This window comes from Variovorax sp. CF313 (assembly GCF_000282635.1).
In the GTDB taxonomy this organism is placed as follows: Bacteria; Pseudomonadota; Gammaproteobacteria; order Burkholderiales; family Burkholderiaceae_C; genus Variovorax.
On the sequence record NZ_AKIW01000002.1, the window covers coordinates 55,911 to 78,203 of the forward strand.

Annotated in this window: 23 protein-coding genes and 1 riboswitch; of the genes, 13 read left to right on the top strand and 10 right to left on the bottom strand. The window is 66.2% G+C overall.

The genetic code is table 11. From position 1 onward, the window contains the following. Positions 1-2 precede the first annotated feature (2 nt). Positions 3-839: an ABC transporter permease gene (locus tag PMI12_RS00645; RefSeq protein ID WP_042672570.1), complete on the top strand. Its 837-nt coding sequence runs from the start codon at positions 3-5 to the stop codon at positions 837-839. A 1-nt stretch (position 840) separates the two neighbouring features. Next, the gene (locus tag PMI12_RS00650) at positions 841-1,644 is read left to right on the top strand and encodes an ABC transporter permease (protein ID WP_007827914.1); all 804 of its coding nucleotides are present in this window, start codon (positions 841-843) and stop codon (positions 1,642-1,644) included. Between the two features lie 9 nt (positions 1,645-1,653). On the opposite strand, the gene PMI12_RS00655 is transcribed toward PMI12_RS00650, so the two are convergent. From PMI12_RS00655 to phaP, 3 genes are all read right to left on the bottom strand, one after another. After that, entirely contained in the window at positions 1,654-3,288 is a 1,635-nt protein-coding gene (locus tag PMI12_RS00655) for a peptide chain release factor 3 (RefSeq protein WP_007827916.1), read from the bottom strand. Positions 3,289-3,438: 150 nt separating this feature from the next. Next, entirely contained in the window at positions 3,439-5,373 is a 1,935-nt protein-coding gene (locus PMI12_RS00660; protein WP_237726024.1) for a trypsin-like serine protease, read from the bottom strand. Positions 5,374-5,604: 231 nt separating this feature from the next. Then, a complete protein-coding gene (phaP, locus tag PMI12_RS00665; RefSeq protein ID WP_007827921.1) occupies positions 5,605-6,096 on the bottom strand; it encodes a TIGR01841 family phasin in 492 nt (163 codons plus the stop codon). 197 nt (positions 6,097-6,293) lie between these two features. After that, positions 6,294-6,362, top strand: a riboswitch (S-adenosyl-L-homocysteine riboswitch). A 65-nt stretch (positions 6,363-6,427) separates the two neighbouring features. On the opposite strand from phaP, the gene ahcY reads away from it, so the two are divergent. From ahcY to PMI12_RS00685, 4 genes are all read left to right on the top strand, one after another. Then, on the top strand, positions 6,428-7,867 hold the full coding sequence (gene ahcY / locus PMI12_RS00670; RefSeq protein WP_007827922.1) for an adenosylhomocysteinase: 1,440 nt from the start codon (positions 6,428-6,430) through the stop codon (positions 7,865-7,867). Positions 7,868-7,877: 10 nt separating this feature from the next. Beyond that, positions 7,878-8,672, top strand: a complete 795-nt coding sequence (locus PMI12_RS00675; RefSeq protein WP_007827924.1) for a TlyA family RNA methyltransferase — start codon at positions 7,878-7,880, stop codon at positions 8,670-8,672. A 10-nt stretch (positions 8,673-8,682) separates the two neighbouring features. Then, on the top strand, positions 8,683-9,507 hold the full coding sequence (metF, locus tag PMI12_RS00680) for a methylenetetrahydrofolate reductase [NAD(P)H] (RefSeq protein ID WP_007827926.1): 825 nt from the start codon (positions 8,683-8,685) through the stop codon (positions 9,505-9,507). Between the two features lie 62 nt (positions 9,508-9,569). Then, positions 9,570-10,190, top strand: a complete 621-nt coding sequence (locus tag PMI12_RS00685) for a septal ring lytic transglycosylase RlpA family protein (RefSeq protein ID WP_007827928.1) — start codon at positions 9,570-9,572, stop codon at positions 10,188-10,190. Between the two features lie 12 nt (positions 10,191-10,202). On the opposite strand, the gene PMI12_RS00690 is transcribed toward PMI12_RS00685, so the two are convergent. Further along, positions 10,203-11,153: a 23S rRNA (adenine(2030)-N(6))-methyltransferase RlmJ gene (locus PMI12_RS00690; protein WP_007827944.1), complete on the bottom strand. Its 951-nt coding sequence runs from the start codon at positions 11,151-11,153 to the stop codon at positions 10,203-10,205. A 197-nt stretch (positions 11,154-11,350) separates the two neighbouring features. On the opposite strand from PMI12_RS00690, the gene rplM reads away from it, so the two are divergent. The 4 genes from rplM to mdtD all read left to right on the top strand — a co-directional run bounded on the left by rplM (position 11,351) and on the right by mdtD (position 14,273). Beyond that, positions 11,351-11,782 (top strand): 50S ribosomal protein L13, encoded by a 432-nt coding sequence (gene rplM, locus PMI12_RS00695; RefSeq protein ID WP_007827946.1) that lies wholly within the window; start codon positions 11,351-11,353, stop codon positions 11,780-11,782. A gap of 12 nt (positions 11,783-11,794) precedes the next feature. Further along, positions 11,795-12,187: a 30S ribosomal protein S9 gene (gene rpsI, locus PMI12_RS00700; RefSeq protein ID WP_007827948.1), complete on the top strand. Its 393-nt coding sequence runs from the start codon at positions 11,795-11,797 to the stop codon at positions 12,185-12,187. 215 nt (positions 12,188-12,402) lie between these two features. Further along, entirely contained in the window at positions 12,403-12,768 is a 366-nt protein-coding gene (erpA, locus tag PMI12_RS00705; protein WP_007827949.1) for an iron-sulfur cluster insertion protein ErpA, read from the top strand. Between the two features lie 80 nt (positions 12,769-12,848). Beyond that, complete coding sequence (mdtD, locus tag PMI12_RS00710; RefSeq protein ID WP_007827951.1) at positions 12,849-14,273, top strand: multidrug transporter subunit MdtD; 1,425 nt, start codon at positions 12,849-12,851, stop codon at positions 14,271-14,273. A gap of 6 nt (positions 14,274-14,279) precedes the next feature. On the opposite strand, the gene PMI12_RS00715 is transcribed toward mdtD, so the two are convergent. Next, on the bottom strand, positions 14,280-15,404 hold the full coding sequence (locus PMI12_RS00715; RefSeq protein ID WP_007827953.1) for an anhydro-N-acetylmuramic acid kinase: 1,125 nt from the start codon (positions 15,402-15,404) through the stop codon (positions 14,280-14,282). A 44-nt stretch (positions 15,405-15,448) separates the two neighbouring features. Next, positions 15,449-16,795 carry a M23 family metallopeptidase gene (locus tag PMI12_RS00720; protein ID WP_007827955.1) on the bottom strand — a complete coding sequence of 449 codons (1,347 nt, stop codon included), beginning with the start codon at positions 16,793-16,795 and terminating at the stop codon, positions 15,449-15,451. A gap of 184 nt (positions 16,796-16,979) precedes the next feature. Between PMI12_RS00720 and tyrS the strand changes: the two genes are divergently transcribed. Continuing rightward, on the top strand, positions 16,980-18,188 hold the full coding sequence (gene tyrS / locus PMI12_RS00725) for a tyrosine--tRNA ligase (RefSeq protein ID WP_007827958.1): 1,209 nt from the start codon (positions 16,980-16,982) through the stop codon (positions 18,186-18,188). 8 nt (positions 18,189-18,196) lie between these two features. On the opposite strand, the gene PMI12_RS00730 is transcribed toward tyrS, so the two are convergent. Then, a complete protein-coding gene (locus PMI12_RS00730; protein WP_007827959.1) occupies positions 18,197-18,817 on the bottom strand; it encodes an OmpA family protein in 621 nt (206 codons plus the stop codon). Then, positions 18,814-19,350, bottom strand: a complete 537-nt coding sequence (locus PMI12_RS00735; RefSeq protein ID WP_007827961.1) for a FecR family protein — start codon at positions 19,348-19,350, stop codon at positions 18,814-18,816. The genes PMI12_RS00730 and PMI12_RS00735 overlap by 4 nt, the downstream gene beginning before the upstream one ends. Before the next feature lie 152 nt (positions 19,351-19,502). On the opposite strand from PMI12_RS00735, the gene PMI12_RS00740 reads away from it, so the two are divergent. Then, the gene (locus PMI12_RS00740) at positions 19,503-20,420 is read left to right on the top strand and encodes a cation diffusion facilitator family transporter (protein WP_007827964.1); all 918 of its coding nucleotides are present in this window, start codon (positions 19,503-19,505) and stop codon (positions 20,418-20,420) included. Beyond that, the gene (gene dtd / locus PMI12_RS00745) at positions 20,417-20,860 is read left to right on the top strand and encodes a D-aminoacyl-tRNA deacylase (protein ID WP_007827966.1); all 444 of its coding nucleotides are present in this window, start codon (positions 20,417-20,419) and stop codon (positions 20,858-20,860) included. Before PMI12_RS00740 ends, dtd begins: the two co-directional genes overlap by 4 nt. 10 nt (positions 20,861-20,870) lie before the next feature. Here the strand turns inward: dtd and ybeY are convergent, their stop codons facing one another. Both ybeY and PMI12_RS00755 read right to left on the bottom strand, forming a co-directional pair. Next, the gene (gene ybeY / locus PMI12_RS00750; RefSeq protein WP_007827968.1) at positions 20,871-21,338 is read right to left on the bottom strand and encodes an rRNA maturation RNase YbeY; all 468 of its coding nucleotides are present in this window, start codon (positions 21,336-21,338) and stop codon (positions 20,871-20,873) included. A gap of 1 nt (position 21,339) precedes the next feature. Continuing rightward, on the bottom strand, positions 21,340-22,287 hold the full coding sequence (locus PMI12_RS00755) for a PhoH family protein (protein ID WP_042672571.1): 948 nt from the start codon (positions 22,285-22,287) through the stop codon (positions 21,340-21,342). Positions 22,288-22,293: the final 6 nt, after the last annotated feature.

Genomic DNA, 22,293 nt, shown 5'->3' on the forward strand with positions numbered 1-22,293 from the left:
CGATGCCCGTGCGCGAACTGGTGCGCCCCTACGTCGCGGCCTTCGCGTCTCGCTTCCTGCAGATGCTGCAGTACCGCACGGCGGCGCTCGCGGGCTTCGGCACGCAGTGCTGGTGGGGCGGCATCAAGGTGATGGTGCTGGCGGCCTTCTACGGCGGCGCGTCGATGGCCGGCACGCCGATGTCGCTCGCGCAGGCGATCACCTACAGCTGGCTCTCGCAGGGCTTGCTCGTGCTGGTGCCGTGGCTCGGCGACCCGGAGGTGGCGCAGGCCGTGCGCACCGGCGCTGTGGCTTACGACCGGCTGCGGCCGGTGGATGCCTATGCGCTGTGGTTCGTGCGCAGCGCGGGTTGGATTGCGGCCCGCGTGCTGCCGCGCGTGGCGCTGATGGCCGCCTTCGCGGCCGTCGCGCTGCCGCTGGCCGGATTGGGCGATTGGGCCTGGCAGCCGCCGGCGAGCCTTGCCGCCGCGGTCGCGTTCCTCGCATCGGCCGTCCTCGCACTGTTGCTGTCGACCGCGATGGTGATGCTGCTCAACATCGCGACGGTCGCGGCGCTCAACGAGCGAGGCATCAACGCGCTGGCGGGCCCGGTCGTCATCGTGTTCTCGGGCAACCTGCTGCCGCTGGTGCTGCTGCCTGACGCCTGGCAGGCAGCGCTGCTGATGCAACCCTTGGCCGGCGTGGTCGACATTCCCGCGCGGCTCTACTTCGGGCTGATGAGCGGACCGCATGCGCTGGCCGGGCTCGGACTGCAGTGCTTCTGGATCGCGGTGCTGGTCGCGCTGGGCCATGCCGCCATGGACCGCACGATGCGCAGGCTGGAAGTGCAGGGCGGCTGACATGGGGTCCATCGCGCTTCTTGCTCGCCTTGTGAAGGCTTCGCTCGGCGGCCAGGCGCGCTACCCGGCCTCGGCGCTGATGCTGACGCTGGGGCAGTTCCTCGGCACCGGCATCGAGGTCATCGCGGTGTGGGCGCTGTTCCACCGCTTCGGCGAAGTGCAGGGCTGGCGCCTCGGGGAAGTGGCGCTGTTCTACGGGCTCGTGAACTGCATGTTCGCGGTGGCCGACGCGCTGGGCCGCGGCTTCGACACGCTGGGCACCGAGTTCCTTCGCACCGGCGCCTTCGACCGGCTGCTGCTGCGCCCGCGCCCGGTCGCGTTGCAACTGATGGGGCACGACTTCCGCATCAGCCGCGCGGGCCGGCTGTTGCAGGGCGGCCTCGTGCTGGCGTTCGCGACGGTGCAGGCGGACATCGGCTGGACGCCGGCCGCAGTGGGCATCGGATTGTTCGCGCTGGCCGGCGGCGTGGCGCTGTTCCTCGGCATCCTGGTGCTGCAGGGCACGCTGTCGTTCTGGACCGTGGAGAGCCTGGAGATCGCCAATGTGCTGACCTACGGCGGCGTGCAGGCGGCGCAATACCCGCTGGCGCTCTATGCGCAGTGGTTCCGCCGCGTGCTGACCTTCGTCGTGCCGCTGGCCTGCGTCGCGTACTACCCGGCGCTCGCGATCCTCGGTAAGCCCGACCCGCTGGGCGCGCCGGCCTGGGTGGGCATGGCGTCGCCGCTCGCCGGTTTCGTGTTCCTGGCGGCGGCATTCGGCGCATGGCGCATCGGGCTGCGCCACTACGCCTCGACCGGCAGCTAGCTCGCCGCTTCAGCCCGCCTTCTGCAGCGCCAAACCCGCGTGCTCGCGCAGCGGATGGAAGTGGATCTTCGGAAAGCGCTCCTGCGCCAGCCGCACGTCGTAAGGCGAGGTGCACAGGAAGGCCAGCGTGTCCGCCGCATCCTTGGCCATGCGCACCGGATAGGCGTTGACGAACTCGCGCAACTCGGCCGGCGTGTCGGCCGTGATCCAGCGCGCGCCCGTGTACTGGCAGCCTTCGAGCCGCACGTCGGCGTCGTACTCGGCCTTCAGGCGGTGCTGCACCACTTCGAACTGCAGCTGCCCCACGGCACCCAGCAGCATCGGCCCGCCGACCTCGGGGCGGAACACCTGGATCGCACCTTCCTCGCCGAGTTGGGCCAGGCCCTGCTGTAGCTGCTTGGTGCGCAGCGGGTTCTTGAGGATCACGGTCATGAACAGCTCGGGCGCGAAGAAGGGCAGCCCGGTGAACTGCAGGCTCGCGCCGTCGGTGATGGTGTCGCCCAGCTGCACGCCGCCGTGGGTGGTGAAGCCCACGATGTCGCCCGCGTAGGCCTCTTCGACCGCCTCGCGGCGCTGGCTCATGAAGGTCACGACGCTGGTCGGGCGCAGTTCCTTGGCCGTGCGCTGCACCTTGAGCTTCATGCCCGGCGTGTACTTGCCCGAGGCCATGCGCACGAAGGCGATGCGGTCACGGTGGTTGGCGTCCATGTTGGCCTGCACCTTGAAGACCACGCCCGCGAAATCCTTGTCCTCGGGCTGGATCTCCTTCACCACCGGCTGGCGGTTGACCATCGTGGTGCTGGTGCGTGACTGCGGCGAGGGCGCGAGGTCGACCAGCGCGTCGAGCACTTCCATCACGCCGAAGTTGTTCACGCCGGAGCCGAAGAACACCGGCGTCTGCTTGCCGGCCAGGAAGGCTTCGCGGTCCCAGGTCGGCGAGGCGCCGGTGGCCAGCTCCATGCTTTCCATGGCGTGCTCGAAGTCGGCGCCGAAGCGCTTGACCAGCGTGTCGCGCTCGCTCAGTGGAATGGTCTCGAAGTCCTGCGGCAGCCGCTCGCTGCCCGACTCGAACACCGTCATCGCCTGCGTGCGCAGGTTCATGATCCCGCGGAAAGACTTGCCCTGGCCGACTGGCCAGGTCATCGGCACGCAGGGCATGCCGAGCTCGCGCTCCACTTCGTCGAGGATGTCGAGCGGCTCGCGCACTTCGCGGTCCATCTTGTTGACGAAGGTGATGATGGGCGTGTCGCGCTGGCGGCAGACCTCGATCAGCCGGCGCGTCTGCGCTTCCACGCCGTTGGCGGCGTCGATCACCATCAGGGCCGAATCGACGGCCGTCAGCACGCGGTAGGTGTCTTCGGAGAAGTCCTTGTGGCCGGGCGTGTCGAGCAGGTTGATCACATGGTCGCGGTACAGCATCTGCATGACCGACGAGGCCACCGAGATGCCGCGCTGCTTTTCGATTTCCATCCAGTCGGAGGTCGCATGGCGCGAGGCCTTGCGCGCCTTCACCGAGCCGGCGATCTGGATCGCGCCGGAGAAAAGCAGCAGCTTTTCGGTCAGCGTGGTCTTGCCGGCATCAGGGTGGGAAATGATCGCGAAGGTGCGGCGGCGGCGGGTTTCGGCTAGGAAGGGGGATGACACGGGAACTCCAGGGAACCCGCGATTTTCGCAGATGTGCATCTGCCAGCGGCGAGCCCGTGCTGGATTCCCAGCTCAAGGCCTGCCGTGGCAGTGAATTTCATGATCGAACACCCGATCCGGTGGCGCCGCGTAGCCGCGGCGCTACGTGGATCAGAGGTTCGTCCAACCGAAATACGCAACCCCTTCGTAGGTGTACATCGGAAGATTCTGCTGGACGCTGTCCCGCTCGCTTGCGTTGATCGTGTAGAAGTGAGTTTGGACCTTCGTCTGGTAGAACCGGAACATCGGGGTGGCACCGCCGGTCTGCGAGGTGTTGGCGTACCAGGCCACGCCCTCGTACGAATACCAGGGCATGGTGGCCTGCACATTAGCGCGCTCCTGCTCGCTCATCGTGTAGAAGTGCGCGCCAGTGCGCGTGTTGTAGAACCTATAAACCGGGCTGGTGCCTGCTGCTGCAGCACCAAACGCGAAGAAGGCAGGGCCTTCGTAGTTGTACCCATGCAGCCTTGTGATGACGAGGTCGCGCTCCGGCACGTTGGAGGTATAGAAGTGCGCGCCTGTTCCAGTGTTGTAGAAGCGGTAGATGGCCGTACGCACCGTCGTAGAGGGTGCGTTGAGCCACGGCTGCAGCGCGGCGTTGAAGGGGAGATCGAAGCGCCCGTAGAAGTCATACCCGCCGGGCTGGCTGCACGAAGACGCTCCGCCCAACAATTGCCCGACGAGATAGTCTTTGCCATTGAGTCTCCGGAACAGCCCCGACCCGCTGCTGCCGCCCTCGGTCACGCCCCGATTCCATCTCACTGCCAGAAACTTGGCGTTGCTTCCTGTTGAAGAAGAGCAGTTTGAACTTGTACAAGCCGCAGTTCCGAGATAGTCGCCTTCACTGTACTTCTGCAAATCGCCTTTAGGGTGATGCACGCCATAGACGCCCTGAATGCCGTCAAATGAACTGGGGTCGAAGGGGCTTGAACCGGCAAACAGCGCACCGGCCGGCGGTTGCGAATTCAGCCGCATGAAGGACGTGTCGGTCGTCGGCTCCGCATAGAGCAGCGTGGCGCCGGAGGTCATGGCGGTCAGCGCAGGACTGACCTGCGTGCTGTTGCAGCTGGCGGACTTGTAGGACCAGTAGGTGTAGAGAGTCGATGCGACCGTCTGGTTGGAAATGCAATGGTTTGCGCTCAGGAAATATGGCGTGCCGGTCGACATGCGGTCGTTGAGCAAGGTGCCGGTGCATACATAGTTGCTCCCGTTGTCGATGAAGTCCATCAACGCAACGGACTTGCTGAGGGTGTCGTATTGGGAGGCACAGGTAACGTCCTGATTGCATGAGCCGGCTTCACCCACTTTCTCCAGCGAGTCCTGCTTGGTGATGTCGATGGACACATGCGACAGCATGGGCACCGCCACCTTGACCGCTTCGAGCACGGCGTTGGGTGGGGCCTCGATCTCGACGGTGAGGGCTTCACCGCCCATGTTGGGCGACCAAAAGGTGCGCGCGTTGTCGCTCGAATCGCCCGCGTCGAGATTGCGCTGAATGACCGTGAGGATTTCCCGCGCGGATACCTCGTAGATCTTTGGGCTCGCGTCGCCGTAGAAGCGCACCATGGTGCCCGGGGGAAGGCTCTCGACACGCAGGCCGATGCGAACACCTTTCGCATTCGGTGATGCGAATCGCAAAGCGGCCACTTTGCCTCCCCGTTCCGAAGGCGTCCAGCTCATCATGCTGGACACGGCCTGGACGCTCGCAGTTTCGGCAATCCGGCGTGCAACACCGACCTTGGTGGGAGTGCCAAAGATCGCGGGGGCCGACTTCTGGAGAAGGGCGCTCTCTGGCGGAAGTGCTGGCAGAACCACATGCCGTGGCGTCGGGGCACGCCCCACGGGACGATCCTTGAAGGGGCTGACGTCGGTTGCCGCGAGTTCCGGCGACTGCACCCTCGACTCGATCAGTACGGGGGCAGCGCTGGCGGGAGGGCTTGGCTCCGCAGTCTTGACTGCCGTTTCGGTGCCCGACACCGCGGCGGATGGAACAGATCCACCGCCGCTGCCTGATCCTCCACATGCGGTCAGCAGAACTGACAACATGACCGTGCTCAAACTTATTCCGACGCTTGCGCGCATACCTTGCCTCCCTGGACGTTACGTATTGACACGCAATTGTCCGGTAAGGCAAGGCCTTTCTTTAAAATTCGCCGTGCGTCTGCTGTGCAAATGACGCGGAAATGCGAAATTCCGCCACAAATCAGCGCATGGATTGCCCGATCAGGTGGCGTTGTCTAAAAAGAATCAAAACTAAATAATTACTACGCCAAGTTTCTATTTGCGCTGGAGCATCTTGGTTACCTCGTCCACATTGGCCTGGATGCGCTGGCGCACCAGCTCGAAGGCATCGGCCTGCGACTTGGCGGCGAGATTGGCCAGTTCCTTGATGTCGTCGATGGCGCGCTGGAACGATTGGCGCCCGAGTTCGTCGAGCTTGGCGAGGTTGGCCTTGGCATCCTTGCCGGGCATTTCCTTGGCGGCCGTCTGCCACTCGGCGATGGCGCTCTTGATCATTTCCGTCTGCCGCTGCACCACGGTCTGCAGGCCCTGGTAGGACTTCTCATTTGCCTGCATCAGCGCCTGGAGGTCCTTTTGCCCGCTTTCGAGCAGCTTGCTCGCGCCACCGGTCAGGTTGAGGTCCTGCAGGCGGTCGGTCATGGCCTTGAGGTTCTTCAGTGGGTTGAGCATCTCGGCGGCATTGGGGGCCTCCTTGGTGCTGCTGCTGGCAGTGGTCTTCTTCGCGGCGGCTTTCTTGGCAGTGGCCATGGGCGCTATCTCCTGGTGTCGTGTGAACGGTAAGGGGTGACAAGGACCGGTGCCACGATACGCCGGGCGGGCATCGCAGAGGGGCCCGTCCGGAAAATTTGCCTGCGGGATTTCCCTTGGTCGTGGCGGAACTTGCCTTCCGGCATGCGGGATACCCGCGCGGTTGGCTGGCCCTGTTGCCCCCGTCTACAATCCGCCGTTCCGAGGAGCGTTGCAGCGCCGTCAGGCGTGAGGCTCGGACCACATCGCAACCACGCTCACCCGCTGTTCTCGCGGTGAGTCTTTCCCCGTAGGCAGTGGCATCTTTCAAACCAGTTTTGTTGGAGTTCCCATGAGCGCCGTTCTCAAGCCCACCCCCGTTTCGACCGCCGACCAGGCGATTGCCGACCTGTCCCTCGCTGCCTGGGGCCGCAAGGAAATCAAGATCGCGGAAACCGAGATGCCCGGCCTGATGGCCATCCGCGAGGAGTTCTCGAAGGCACAGCCACTCAAGGGCGCGCGCATCACGGGCTCGCTGCACATGACCATCCAGACGGCCGTGCTGATCGAGACCCTGCAAGCCCTGGGCGCGACCGTTCGCTGGGCCTCGTGCAACATCTTCTCGACGCAGGACCACGCCGCCGCGGCCATCGCCGCTGCGGGCACGCCGGTGTTCGCCATCAAGGGCGAGTCGCTGAAGGACTACTGGGACTACACCCACGCCATCTTCGACTTCGGCCCCAAGGGCTCGAAGGGCGAAGGTCCGAACATGATCCTGGACGACGGCGGCGACGCCACGCTGCTGATGCACCTGGGCCAGCGCGCCGAGAAGGACCTGGGCGTGCTCGCCAACCCGACCAGCGAGGAAGAGCGCATCCTGTTCGCCGCCATCAAGGCCAAGCTGGCCGCGGACGACACCTGGTACACCCGCAAGTCGGCCGAGATCATCGGCGTGACTGAAGAGACGACCACCGGCGTGCACCGCCTGAACGAGATGAGCGCCAAGGGCACGCTGCTGTTCCGCGCCATCAACGTGAACGACTCGGTCACCAAGAGCAAGTTCGACAACCTGTACGGTTGCCGCGAATCGCTGGTCGACGGCATCAAGCGCGCGACCGATGTGATGATCGCCGGCAAGGTGGCCTGCGTGGCCGGCTACGGCGACGTGGGCAAGGGCTCGGCACAAGCGCTGCGCGCGCTGTCGGCGCAGGTGTGGGTGACCGAGATCGACCCGATCAACGCCCTGCAGGCCGCGATGGAAGGCTACAAGGTCGTGACGATGGAATACGCCGCCGACAAGGCCGACATCTTCGTGACCACCACCGGCAACAAGGACGTCATCACGCACGACACGATGGTCAAGATGAAGGACCAGGCCATCGTCTGCAACATCGGCCACTTCGACAACGAGATCGACGTCGCGTCGATCGAGAAGTACGAGTGGGAAGAAATCAAGCCGCAGGTCGACCACATCACCTTCCCGGACGGCAAGAAGATCATCCTGCTGGCCAAGGGCCGCCTCGTGAACCTGGGCTGCGGCACGGGCCACCCGAGCTTCGTGATGTCGTCGTCGTTCGCGAACCAGACCATCGCCCAGATCGAGCTGTTCACCAAGCCCGACGCCTACCAGGCCGGCAAGGTCTACGTGCTGCCCAAGCACCTCGACGAGAAGGTCGCGCGCCTGCACCTGAAGAAGGTCGGCGCCATGCTCACCGAGTTGACGGACGCGCAGGCCGCCTACATCGGCGTGAGCAAGAACGGTCCGTACAAGCCGGACACGTACCGCTACTGATCGACAGCGCATGCGCGCCGATCAACTGTTGGTAGAGCGCGGCCTGGCCGCGTCGCGTTCGCAGGCTGTGCGGCTCATCGCCGGCGGCTTGCGATGGCGCGACGCGGGCACCAGCGACGCGTGGCGTTCCGTCGCCAAAAACAAGGACGACGTGCCCGAATCGGCCGAGCTCGAGCTGGTCGATGCGGCCGAGGCCCGGTATGTGTCGCGCGGCGGGCTCAAGCTCGAAGGCGCGCTTGCCGTGAGCGGTGTCGATCCCTCCGGCAAAGTGTGTCTCGACGTGGGCCAGTCGACCGGCGGTTTCACCGACTGCCTGCTGCAGCGCGGCGCCGCCAAAGTGGTCGGCGTGGATGTCGGCCACGGGCAGCTGCATGCGAAGCTGCGCGAGGACGAACGCGTGGTCCCCATCGAAGGCGTCAATGCGCGCGCGCTCTCGGCTGACGACTTGCAGGAAGAGGGCGGGGAACCATTCGATCCACGCTTCGACCTGATCGTCGGCGACCTGTCGTTCATCTCGCTCACGCTGGTGCTGCCGGCGGTCGTCGAGTTCCTGGCCGACGACGGCCACCTGCTGATGTTGGTGAAACCGCAGTTCGAGCTGCAGCCCGGCCAGGTCGGCAAGGGCGGCATCGTGCGCGACGAGTCGATGTACGCGGTGGTCGAGAAGCGCTTGCACGATGCCTGCAAGGCGCTGGGCCTGCGGGTGCTGCAATGGTTCGACAGCCCGATCGCCGGGGGCGACGGCAACCGCGAGTTTTTCATTCACGCCGTTCGCGCTGTTCACGGCGCTAACGACGGTTCCTAAGGAGACGCAGGTGCGCCTTCCGTTGAGTTTCGAATTCTTCCCGACCAAGACGCCCGAGGGCGCGGTCAAGCTGCGCGCCGCGCGCCAGCAGCTGTATGTGCGCAAGCCGCAGTTCTGCTCGGTCACGTACGGCGCGGGCGGTTCCACGCACCAGGGCACTTTCGGTGCGGTGCAGGAGATCCTGTCCGAAGGCGTGGACGCTGCGAGCCACTTCTCGTGCATCGGCGCCACCCGCGCCACGGTGCGCGAGCAACTCGCCGAACTCAAGGCCATGGGCGTCAAGCGCCTCGTGGCCCTGCGCGGTGACCTGCCGAGCGGCTATGGCATGGGCGGCGAGTTCCTGTACGCGAGCGACCTCGTTGCCTTCATCCGCGAAGAGACCGGCCGCGACTTCCACATCGAGGTGGCTTGCTACCCCGAGGTCCATCCGCAGGCACGCTCGCCCGAAGCCGACCTGCAGGCCTTTGCCACGAAGGTGAAGGCGGGCGCCGACTCTGCGATCACGCAGTACTTCTTCAGCCCCGAGGCCTACTTCCGCTTCGTCGACGACGTGCGCAAGCTGGGGCTTGACACGCCGATCGTGCCGGGCGTCATGCCGATCACGAGCTCGACGCAGCTCATGCGTTTTTCCGACGCCTGCGGCGCCGAGATTCCGCGCTGGGTCCGTTTGCGGCTGCAGGGCTTCGGCGACGACACGGCGTCGATCAAGGCCTTCGGTCTCGACGTGGTCACCGACCTGTGCGCGCGTCTGCAGGAAGGCGGCGCGCCGGCGCTGCACTTCTACACGATGAACCAGTCGGCGGCCACGCTGGCTGTGCTGGAGCGCCTCGATTGAGTGGGGGCGCGGGGCTTCGTGCAGCGCTCGTCGCTGCGACCTGCGTTCTCGCGGGTTGCGCCATGCCACCTGCGACCGACGCCGAAGGCGGGGCGACGGCGAAGCTGACGCCCTTGCCTCGCGCCATCGCGGTGCCTCCGGGCGCGGCGGCGCGTTCGAGCGTGCCGTCGGTGCGCTATGACCTTGCGGTGTCCGGCACGGGCGAACTGCCGCCGGACGACGGCGTGCCCGGCGATGAGGGCACGCGGGAAATCTTCGAGCGCGGCGGTGCCTCCTGGTACGGCATTCAATTCCATCAGCGCAAGACCGCCAGCGGCGAGCGCTTCGACATGGCAGCCATGACGGCGGCCCACAAGACCCTGCCCTTCAACACGCGCGTGTGCGTGCGCAGCCTCGTCAACGGCAGCGAGGTGCTGGTGCGCATCAACGACCGCGGGCCGTACGCGGCAGGTCGCGTGATCGACCTGAGCCGCGCGGCGGCCGACCGCATCGGCCTGACGAGCATGGGCATCAAGCAGGTGGCGTTGACGGTCGTCGATCGCGAGGGGATGCGTTGCGGCGGATTGCCGGTGGAGGCGGGCGACGTGCTGGCGTCCGCAACAGTACCGGCTGCGCCGCAACGGGCGAGGTCGCCGGCGCCCGCACGCCGCAAGGCGGTCGTGCCGCCCCGCCGCCGGAGATAGGGGCCGGAAGGCTCAGCCGCCCGAATCGAGCGAGAAGGCGGCGTGCCGGTCTTGTGCCAGGCGCTCCGCCAACTGCGGCAGGGCGGCCGCCAGCAGCGGCTTCAGCGTGTACGGCGGGTTGATCAGGAACATGCCGCTGGCCGGCAGCCCCGGCCGGTGCGTTTCGCCCGATGCGTCCGTCGTGATCTTGCTGGACTTGACCGTCAGCGTGGCGTGCAGCCAGGACTTGCCGGCTTTCGTCGCCATGGTCTTGAGCCGGCGCGGCAGGTCGTGCGCCTCGGGGCGCGGAATGATCGGATACCAGACCGCGTAGGTGCCGGTGGCGAAACGCTTGAGCGCCTCGGCCGCGAAGTCGAGCACGCGGCCGTAGTCGGTCTTCATCTCGTAGCTCGGGTCCATCAGCACCAGCGCGCGGCGCGAGGGCGGCGGCAGGAACTTGGTGGCGCTGCCGAAGCCGTCTTCGTTCAACACGGCGATCTGGCGGCCGGCCTCGAGCTGGGCGATGTTGGCGCTCAGCGCGCGGCCGTCGGTCGGGTGCAGCTCGAACAGCTTGAGCCTGTCGTGGTCGCGCAGCAGGTGCTGCACGATGAATGGCGAGCCGGGATAGACGCGGGCTCCGCCGTTGGGGTTGAAGTCGTGAATCACTTCCAGGTAGCGCGCAATGGCGTCGGCGACTGGAATTTCGGCTTCAGGTGCTACTTTTTTGGTAGCGGACTTCGCGGCGGGGGCTGGCGCATCGGGTATTTTCTTGCCCGAAAGAAGCCGCAGGATGCCGTCGGCCGCTTCACCGCTGGTGCCGGCGTAGTCGCCGTCGAGCCGGTACAGGCCGGCGCCGGCATGAGTGTCGACGACCGTCAGGGCCGCCTCTTTTTCAAGCAGATGGTCGAGCGTGGCAATCAGCACCGTGTGCTTGAGCACGTCGGCGTGGTTGCCGGCATGGAAGGCGTGGCGGTAACTGAACATAGGGGGAGGATGGTAACGGTGTTGGGCCCTGCATATGCGAATTTGCCAGCACAGGGCCATTCTTTATATAATCGCGGGCTTCGCAGCGTTTTTGTGGCCCCGCGGCGAGGACTTTAAACCCACCTAAGAGATTCCCGTCAGAGGAACGCCGACCGTGGAAAAGGGCCCGCCAAACCCTCTTTTCAAGAGAAAAACTCATGACCAAAACGTTCAGCGCCAAGCCCGCTGACGTGACGCACGAGTGGTTTGTGATTGACGCGACCGACAAGGTCCTCGGACGAGTAGCCAGCGAAGTTGCTCTCCGTTTGCGCGGCAAACACAAGGCCATTTACACGCCTCACGTCGATACCGGTGACTTCATCGTCATCATCAACGCCGCGCAACTGCGCGTCACCGGCGCCAAGTCGATCGACAAGGTGTACTACCGTCACTCGGGCTACCCGGGCGGTATCACGGCGACGAACTTCCGCGACATGCAGAACAAGCACCCGGGCCGCGCCCTGGAAAAGGCTGTCAAGGGCATGCTGCCCAAGGGCCCGCTCGGTTACGCGATGATCAAGAAACTCAAGGTGTACGGTGGCGCTGAGCACCCGCATACCGCCCAACAGCCCAAAGTGCTGGAACTGTAAGGAGCCTTGAGAATGATTGGTGAATGGAACAATGGCACCGGCCGTCGCAAATCCAGCGTCGCCCGCGTGTTTCTGAAAAAAGGCACCGGCAAGATCACGGTCAACGGCAAGGACATCCAAGAGTTCTTCGGCCGCGAAACCTCGATCATGATCGCCAAGCAGCCCCTGGCGCTGACCAACAACCTCGAAGCTTTCGACGTGATGGTCAACGTGAACGGTGGCGGCGAATCGGGTCAAGCCGGCGCCACGCGCCACGGCATCACCCGTGCGCTGATCGACTACGACGCGACGCTCAAGCCCGTGCTGAGCCAAGCCGGCTTCGTGACGCGCGACGCGCGTGAAGTCGAGCGTAAGAAGGTCGGTCTGCACTCCGCCCGTCGTCGCAAGCAGTTCAGCAAGCGCTGATCTGTTCACTGCGAACACAAAGCCGCCTTCGGGCGGCTTTTTCGTTACCGGGGCCGCCTTCGGGTGCCTTTTCGCTGGAGCTGCCCCTTGGTGCGGGGGGCGTCCGACCCCACTTGCATTGGGGTGCACGCCACACCCGGCCTGCCGGGAATGCGGCATTGCAGTAGCATTCGTTTCATTGGCCGCATGTCCGGCCCCCTAGGAGTTATCACCCCATGAGCGCCGTTGCCGAAAACATCCAGACCCAGATGCCCGAGCCGATCGTCTTCACCGACAGCGCGGCCGCCAAGGTCGCCGACCTGATCGCCGAAGAGGGCAATCCCGACCTGAAGCTGCGCGTGTTCGTGCAGGGTGGCGGCTGCTCCGGCTTCCAGTACGGTTTCACCTTCGATGAAATCACCAACGAAGACGACACCACCATGACCAAGAACGGCGTCTCGCTGCTGATCGACGCCATGAGCTACCAGTACCTGGTCGGCGCCGAGATCGACTACAAGGAAGACCTGCAGGGTGCCCAGTTCGTGATCAAGAACCCGAACGCCACCAGCACTTGCGGCTGCGGATCGAGCTTCTCGGCCTGATGCCTGGATGCTGCTGACCCAGCTTCCCTCCAAAAGCCGCCTCCGGGCGGCTTTTTAGTTCCTGCTTCATTCCCTTGCCCATGACCTTCAAGGCCGATGCCGCCGCCGATCCCGTTCAAAAGAGCCTGCTGTGGCTCGTCGCAGTCGGCTTCTTCATGCAGACGCTGGACGCCACCATCATCAACACGGCGCTGCCGGCGATGGCCGCGAGCCTCGGCGAAAGCCCGCTGCGCATGCAGTCGGTGGTGGTGGCCTATGCGCTCACCATGGCGATGCTGATTCCCGCCTCGGGCTGGATCGCCGACCGCTTCGGCACCCGGCGTGTCTTTTTCTCGGCCATCGTGCTGTTCGCCGCCGGATCGGTACTGTGCGCGCTCTCGCACGGGCTGGGCCAGTTGGTGGCTGCGCGGGTGGTGCAGGGCCTGGGCGGCGCGCTGCTGCTGCCCGTGGGGCGCCTGGCGCTGCTGCGCACCGTGCCGCGCGGAGGGTTCCTGCAGGCGATGAGCTTTGTCGCCATCCCGGGGCTCATAGGGCCCCTGCTGGGCCCCACGCTGGGCGGATGGCTCGTGCAGTACGCCTCGTGGCACTGGATCTTCCTGATCAACGTGCCCGTGGGGCTGCTGGGTTGCATTGCCACGCTCAAGTACATGCCCGACCTGCGTGGTGCCGTGCAGAAGCGCTTCGACAGCGTTGGCTACGCGATGCTGGCCTTTGGCATGGTGGCGATTTCGCTTTCGCTCGACGGCGCGGGCCTGCACCAGGGCGGCGTGATGGTCGTGCTGATCTTCGGTTTCGCCAGCATCGCCGGCTACTGGCTGCGCGCCGCGCGCACGCCCGAGCCGCTGTTCGCGCCCTCGCTCTTCCATGTGCCCACCCTCAGCATCGGCCTGATCGGCAACCTGTTCTCGCGGCTGGGCAGCAGTTGCATGCCCTTCCTGGTGCCGCTGCTGCTGCAGGTGTCGATGGGCTATTCGCCGGTGCGCGCCGGTCTGATGATGCTGCCGATCGCCCTGGCGGGCATGGCCATGAAGCGCTTCGCCACGCCGTTGATCACGCGCCACGGCTACCGCAAGGTGCTGGTGGCCAACACCATCCTCGTGGGCTGCACGATGGCCAGCTTCGGCCTGACGGCGCCGGGCCAGCCGATGGCGCTGCATGTGCTGCAGCTGCTGGCTTTCGGCGCGGTCAATTCGCTGCAGTTCACCGCGATGAACACGATCACGCTGAAGGATCTGGATGGCAGCATGGCCAGCAGCGGCAACAGCCTGCTGTCGATGGTGCAGATGCTCGCAATGAGCCTGGGCGTTGCCGCCGCGGGCGCCGTGCTGACGGGCTACCACGGCATTTTCGGCACCGAGACGCCGGCGCACACGCTGGATGCTTTCCAGGCCACTTTCGCAAGCATGGGGCTGATCACGGTGGCTTCTGCGCTGATCTTTTGGCATCTGCCCTCAGAAGTGCGCGCGACACGCCCTGCGCAGCCGGAGGTTTCCGGCCAGGGCTGATCCGTTTCAGGCAGGGTAGATCGCGCCGAGCACCCGCGGCCCGCGGGCGCCGGTTACGCTGGCCAGGTTGCCCGCCTCGCGCCGGATGGTGGCGCGGGCCAGCCATGCAAATGCCGCCGCCTCGACCTGCTGGGGCGGCAGGCCGTGTTCGGTCGAGGCCGCCACGTCGACGCCGGGCAGCAGCGCGCGCAGGCGGTCCAGCAGGTGGTCGTTGAGGGCGCCGCCTCCGCACACGATCAGCAGGTTGCTATCTTTTCCATAGCCACTTACATCTGCTGCGCAGGCACGAGCGGTCAGTTCGGCCAATGTCGCCTGTACATCGGCAGGCGCCATCGCCACCGTGCCCAGCTGCGCGGCCAGCCAGGTCGGATTGAACAGATCGCGCCCGGTACTTTTCGGGGGGGCCTTGGCGAAGTACGGGTCCGCCAGCATTTGCGCCAACAGATCGGGCAGCACCTGTCCGCTGGCGGCCCATTGGCCGCCACGGTCGAAGGGCTGGCCCTGGTGGGTCTGGCACCAGTGGTCCATCAGCGCATTGCCCGGACCGCAGTCGAAGCCGAGCACGCTGATGCCGCTGGCCGCATTGGTGGCCGGCAGCAGGCTCAGGTTGGAGATGCCGCCGACGTTCAGCACCGCGACCGTCTCGTCGGCCTGTGCGAACAGCGCCTGGTGGAAGGCCGGCACCAGCGGCGCGCCCTGGCCGCCGGCTGCGAGGTCGCGGCTGCGGAAATCGCCTACCACGTCGATGCCGGCCAGTTCGGCCAGCAGCGAGGGATTGTTGACCTGGAGGGTGTAGCCGACCTCGTCGAACTCGAGCGGCTGGTGGCGCACCGTCTGGCCGTGCGCGCCGATGGCGGCGACGGCGCTGGCGTCGATGCCGCTGTCCGCCAGCAACTGGGCGACGACGCCGGCGTACGCCCGGGCCAGTCCGTTGCCCGCAAGTGCCGCACGGTGCAGTTCGTTGTCGCCGGGCGTGTTCAGCGCCAGCAGTTCGGCGCGCAGGGCCACGGGAAATTGCGCCGTGGCATAAGCCCGCACCGCGATGCGGCCGCCGGAAAAGTCGGCCAGCACACCGTCGACGCCGTCGAGCGAGGTGCCCGACATCAGGCCGATGAAGAGTTTGGCGGCCATCTCTGGATCGGGTCTCGAGAGAGGTCGCCTGCCGCGCGGCGGAATCAGTCGGCGCTGGCCTGGATGACCGAGAAGGCGGCTGCCAGCTCGGTGCGCGCGCCCACGGCGATGCGTTCGAAGGCCGGCCGCAGTGCCGCGGTGATCGGCGCGCCGCCTTCCTGGGCGATGGATGCCGGGTCTTGATAGACGCCGCCCACGCGGAATTCAAAGTGCAGGTGCGGGCCGGTGGCCCAGCCGGTGGAACCCACCGCGCCGACCGTCTGGCCCTGGCTCACCGCCTGCCCTGCCTTGACGTCGATGCGGCTCAGGTGCGCATAGGCCGTCTGCTGGTTGTTGCGGTGATTGATGATGACGATGTTGCCGTAGCCGTTCTGCGTGCCGGCGAAATCGACCGTGCCGTCGCCGACCGAGCGCACCGAGGTGCCCGTGGGCGCCGCGTAGTCGACGCCGTTGTGCTGGCGCCAGCTGTTCAGGATCGGGTGCATGCGCATCGCGAAGCCGCTGGACACGCGCGAGAACTCGACCGGCGTCGCCAGGTAGGCCTTGCGCAGGCTGTCGCCGTTCGGGCGGTAGTAGCTGCCCTTCTGGCCCGCGCCCGGAGGCTGGAACCAGACGGCCTGGTGGATCTTGCCGTTGTTCTCGAATTCGGCCGACAGCACGCGGCCGCTGCGCAGCGCCTGCCCGTCGGCCTCGAAGGTCTCGTACACCACGGCGAAGCGGTCGCCCTTGCGCAGCGCACGCACGTCGACGTCGCCCGCGAAGATGTCGGCCAGCTGGCTCGCCACCGCATCGGGAATGCGCGAGTCGTCGGTGGCGGCGAACAGCGAGGTGCGGATGGTGCCGCTCGCCAGGCGCGTACCCGGCGTGAGCGTGTCGCGCTCGGTCACGCCGGCGAAGCCGGTGGGCGTGCGCTCGATGACGAAGCGCTTGAAGCCGCCGTCGCCGTCGGGAATCCAGCGGGCGCTGAGTTTCTTGAGCTGGTTTTCCTGCGTCGCCTCGGCCGTCACGGTGCGGCCGGCGCGCGAGAACAGCGCGTTGCGGGCTTCGACGCTGCCGCGCACGAAGGCGGTGGCGGCGGGGTCGGAGATGCCGAGGCGCTTCATCAGGGCTTCGGCCGTGTCGCTCGAACGGGTAACGTCGGTGCGGAACAGGGTGAAGCTGAAGTTCTCGAGCGATTCACCCTGGTCGGCGAACGACACCGGCGCCGTCGCTTCGAGGATCTGGTGGACCGGGAGGTCGGAGGCGTCGGGGCCCAGCGATGCCACCGCAAGGGTGCCGGCGCTCAGCAGCGCCGCCGCGATGAGCGCGGTGATCTGCTTGGGATACGTCCGGAATGTATAGGCCACGCGAGAAGCAAGTAGCTCCTCGGCGGCAAGAATGCCGTTGATCAAACTGTGAATTCCAGCTCAGGTTCTGCAAATCCGTGCTGCAAGGCCCAGTACGTTCAGGGCGGCAGCAGACGGTGCGGAAAAAAGCGCCGCTTAGAATCCGGCGCTTGAAAAGTCGGGCTGAGTATAGCTTCGGCACCCCCAAAGTCAGCTAAAAAAGCCCGTAAAGGCCGAATCTGTTACATCCATGAGCCTCTCAAATAGTGTAGGACGCGCGCTAGAAATATCCCTCCGCGGCGCTGACGAGCTGCTGCCGCAGGACGAGTGGGTGCGCAAGCTCCAGCGCTCCGAAGCCACCGGGACCCCCCTTCGCATCAAATTCGGTCTGGACCCGACGGCACCGGATATTCATCTGGGTCACACGGTGGTTTTCAACAAGATGCGCCAGTTGCAAGACCTGGGCCACACGGTGATCCCGCTGATCGGCGACTTCACCACCACCATCGGCGACCCGTCCGGGCGCAACAGCACCCGGCCGCCGCTGACCCGCGAGCAGATCGAGGCCAATGCGGCGACCTACTTCGACCAGCTGCGCCTGGTGCTGAACGTCGATATCGCCGAAGTCCGCTACAACTCCGAGTGGAGCGACCCCCTGGGCGCGCGCGGCATGATCCAGCTCGCCGCCAAGTACACGGTGGCCCGGATGATGGAGCGCGACGACTTCAACAAGCGCTTCAAGGGCGGCCAGTCGATCTCGGTGCACGAATTCCTCTACCCGCTGATGCAGGGCTACGACTCGGTCGCCTTGAAGAGCGACCTCGAGCTGGGCGGCACCGACCAGAAGTTCAACCTGCTCGTCGGCCGGCATCTCCAGCAGGAATACGGGCAAGAGCCGCAGTGCATACTCACTATGCCGCTGCTGGAAGGGCTCGATGGCGTCGAAAAGATGTCCAAGAGCAAGAACAACTACATCGGCATCAGCGAGGACGCCAACACCATGTTCGCCAAGGTGCTGTCGATCTCCGACGACCTGATGTGGCGCTGGTACACCCTGTTGAGCTTCCAGTCGCTGGAGCAGATCGCGGCGCTGAAGGCCGAGATCGAGGGTGGCCGCAATCCGAAGGACGCCAAGGTCGCGCTGGCGAAGGAAATCACTGCGCGCTTCCACAGCGCGGCGGCGGCAGATACGGCCGAACAGGATTTCATCAACCGCAGCAAGGGCGGCGTGCCGGACGAGATTCCCGAGGTGTCGCTGCCGGGCGCGCCGCTGGGCATTGCCCAGCTCCTCAAGCAGGCAAACCTCGCTTCTTCGGCGTCGGAAGGCAACCGCCTGATCGACGGCGGCGGCGTGCGCATCGATTCCGCCGTGGTCAGCGACAAGGCCCTGAAGCTGCCTGCGGGCAGCTACGTGGTTCAGGTCGGCAAGCGCAAGTTCGCCCGCGTGACCTTGAGCTGAGCGCCCGCTCAGCGCACCTCGATGGTGACGCGCCGGTTGCGCGGCTCGTCCACCTCGTCGGCGGTGGGAATGGCCAGGTCGCGCTCGCCTCGGCCTACGGCCTCGATGCGGTTGGCCGGGAACTGGCGCTCCACGAAGAGCTGGACCACTTCCTGCGCGCGGCGGCGCGACAACTGGTCGTTCTGCTCGCCGCTGCCCTTGGTGTCGGTGTGGCCCGTGACCACGATGTCGCCGCCGCTGCGCGCCAGGGCAGCGGCCAATGCCTCGGTCATGATCTGCTGCGATGCCGGGGTCAGCGTTGTGCCACCGATATCGAAATACACCGTGTAGCGCTGTGGCGGGGGCGGGCGCATGTCGAAAAGCGGCTTGTTTTCAGCCTGTACCTTGGCCGGATCGACCTGGTCGACCGCCGGGGCGCCGCTTGCGCCCACTGCGGCCGTGGCGCGCTGGTAGGGCTTGGAGAGCACTTCCTCGCCATCCTTGGCGCGCACCACCACCGCCGATGGCTTGCCGTCGGCCTGCGGCAGCAGCACCACCCGCGTGCCCGGCGTCGAACAGGCGGCAAGAAGCGCGGCTGCCAGCGTGGCGATGAAGAGCGATGCGGGGCGGGACCTGGAGGAGATCGTCATGGCTTGCCGTCGGCTTGCACGATGAAGTCAGTGCCGCGGATGCCGATAGTGGCCGTCTGCGTTTCGACCCGGACCGCGTCGGGGTTGGTCTTGCCGATCAGGCCCGTGATCATGCGCATGGAGCCGCGCAGCAGCGAGACCAGCATGCCGCCCTCGTACGTCGTGCCGTCGAAGTGGAATTCCTTCAGGTCGAGCCGCGACGAGGGACCGACCACCAGCGTCGTGTCGTCGCGCAGCACCACGGAGGCGGACGAATCGGGGCCGGTCACGATGCGGTCCACGGTGCCCAGTGCATCGCCCGGGCTGGCGGGGCGCGTGGCACCGGTGCCGTTGAGCAGTTGCACGTTGCCGCGCACGGATTTCACGAAGCCCGCCTGGGGATCGGCCTTGGCCGGGGCCGCAGGCGCAAGCGCGGGTGCGGGCGAGGCAGCGGGAACCGCCACCGGGGCGGTCGAAGGAGTCTGGGCCTGCGCCAGCGCGGCCGAGCCCACAATGGCCAGGCCGCTCAAGGCGGTCACGAGTTTTTTCATCATCAGGGGGCTCTCTGCGAAACGGTGTTCCGCAATGGTCGCGAATATTAATGCGAAGGCGTTACATGAAGACACGGGGCCGATAATTCAGGCAGTTCTTGCGGCCTTTTACCGCTTTTCGTGTGGCCTATTGCCCAATTTCCGATGATTTTTACATGACGTTTACCCCTAAGACGCTGCTGCGCGTTTCCGTCGCCGTGGCCTTGATCACGATCGTGCTCAAGGGCCTGGCAGGCTACGTGACCAACTCGATGGGCCTGATCTCCGACGCGATGGAGTCCTTCGTGAACCTGGCGAGCGCCATGTTCGCGCTCGCCATGGTGACCATCGCCGAGCGGCCAGCCGACGACGACCATCCCTACGGCCATCACAAGGCCGAGTACTTCTCCTCGGGCTTCGAGGGCATCCTGATCGTCGGCGCGGCCATCGCGATCCTCTGGGTCTCGGTGCAACGCCTGCTGACGCCACAGCCGCTCGAGCAACTGGGCTGGGGCCTGGCGCTGTCGGTGATCAGTTCGGGCTTCAATGCCGGCCTGGCCTTCCTGCTGTTCCGCGCGGCCCGCACGCATCGCTCGATCGCGCTGGAGGCCGACGGCCGCCACCTGATGACCGACGTGTGGACTTCCGCCGCGGTGGTCGTCGGCATCGTCTGCGTGCAATTCAGCGGCTGGCTCTGGCTCGACCCGGTGCTGGCCATCGGCGTGGCGCTCAACATCGTGCGCGAGGGCGTCAAGCTGGTGTGGCGCTCGTCGCAGGGTCTGATGGACGAAGCGCTCGACGCCGAGACCCTTGCCACCGTGCGCGCCACGCTCGACGCGTTTGCCGCCCGCATGCCCGAAGGCACGCGGCTGCGCTTCGACGACATGGTGACGCGCAGCGCCGGCCAGCGCCGCTTTGCCGACCTGCACATGCACGTGCCCGGCCACTGGACCCTGCAGCACGCCGCCAGCATGCGCGACGAACTGGAGCAGGCCCTGATGGACGCGGTGCCCGGCCTGCGCGTCACGATCCAGCTCCTGCCCCTGACCATGGAAGCCCGCGCCACCCAGGCCGGCGAACATCACCCCCTATGAAGGCTGTTCTTCAACGCGTGGCGAATGCGCGCGTCGATATTGCGGGCCGCACCGTCGGTGCCATCGATTCGGGCCTGCTCGTGCTGCTGTGCGCCGAGCGCGGCGACACCGATGCGCTGGCCGACCGCATGCTCGCCAAGATCCTCAAGCTGCGCATCTTTTCGGACGACGCCGGCAAGATGAACCTCAGCGTGCAGGACATCGGCGGCGGCCTGCTGGTGGTGAGCCAGTTCACGCTGGCGGCCGATTCCAGCGCCGGTAACCGCCCCAGCTTCACTCAGGCCGCGCCGCCCGATGAGGGACGCCGGCTCTACGAGTACTTCGTGGCGCAGGCACGCGCCGCGCACCCGGTGGTGGCCACCGGCGAGTTCGGCGCCGACATGCAGGTGCACCTGCTGAACGACGGGCCCGTCACCATCCCGCTGCAGATGGCGGCGTAGCGGACGCCATCTACTTGCCGTACGGGCTGCGGATGCCCAGCCCCGCGAGGATCTCGATCTCGTAGGCTTCCATCTCGTCGGCGTCGGCCTCGCTGGTCTCGTGGTCCCAGCCCTGCGCATGCAGCGTGCCGTGCACCAGCAGGTGCGCGTAGTGGTCGGCGAGCGTCTTGCGGTTTTCCTTCGCCTCGCGCGCCACCACCGGCGCGCACAGCACGAGGTCGGCCATCACCAGCGGGCTTTGCGCGTAGTCGAAGGTCAGCACGTTGGTCGCGTAGTCCTTGCCGCGGAACTCGCGGTTCAGGCGCTGGCCCTCGTCGGCATCGACGATGCGCACGGTGATCTCGCCGTCGATGTCGAGCGCATGGCGGATCCAGCGCGTCACGCTGTGGCGCGGCAGCGCGGCGCGGTGGCGTTCCACGCCCTTGAAGCGCCCGAACTGCAGCGAGAGCGAAAGTGCGGGGAGCCTGGAGGCGGCCATCTCAGTGGCCTCCCGCGCGCTTGCGCTGGCCGTCGTAGGCATCGACGATCTTCGCCACCAGCGGATGCCGCACCACGTCCGCACTCGTGAAGTGCGTGATCGCGATGCCGTTCACCCGCTTGAGCACGCGCTCCGCATCGATCAGGCCGCTCAGCTGCTGCTTGGGCAGATCGATCTGGCTCACGTCGCCCGTCACCACCGCCTTGGCACCGAAGCCGATGCGCGTGAGGAACATCTTCATCTGCTCGACGGTGGTGTTCTGCGCCTCGTCGAGGATCACGAAGGCGTTGTTCAGCGTGCGCCCCCGCATGAAGGCCAGCGGCGCGATTTCCAGCGCGTTGCGCTCGAATGCCTTCTGCACCTTCTCGTAGCCCATCAGGTCGTAGAGCGCGTCGTACAGCGGGCGCAGGTAGGGGTCGACCTTCTGCGTCAGGTCGCCAGGCAGGAAGCCGAGCCGCTCGCCCGCTTCCACCGCGGGCCGCGTCAGCACGATGCGCTGCACGGCGGCGCGCTCGAGCGCATCGACCGCGCAGGCCACTGCAAGATAGGTCTTGCCGGTGCCGGCCGGCCCGATGCCGAAGGTAATGTCGTGCTTGGCGATGTTGTCGAGGTACAGCGCCTGCGTGGGCGTGCGCGCGCGCAGGTCGGTGCGGCGGGTGACGAGCATCGCGAGGTCGTCGTCGCCGTCGAGCATCGAGCCGTCGCCGGCCAGCGTGAGCTGCACCACGGCCGGATCGATGACGCGCTGGGCGATTTCGTACAGCGCCTGCAGCACGTCCATTGCGCGCTGCGCGGAGGCCTTGGGGCCGTCGACCTTGAACTGTTCGTGGCGGTGCGCGATCTTCACGCCCAGCGCTTCCTCGATGCGGCGCAGGTGCGCGTCCAGAGGTCCGCACAGGTGGCCGAGGCGCGAGTTGTTCAGTGGGGTAAAGGTGTGTCGCAGAATCACGCCGGA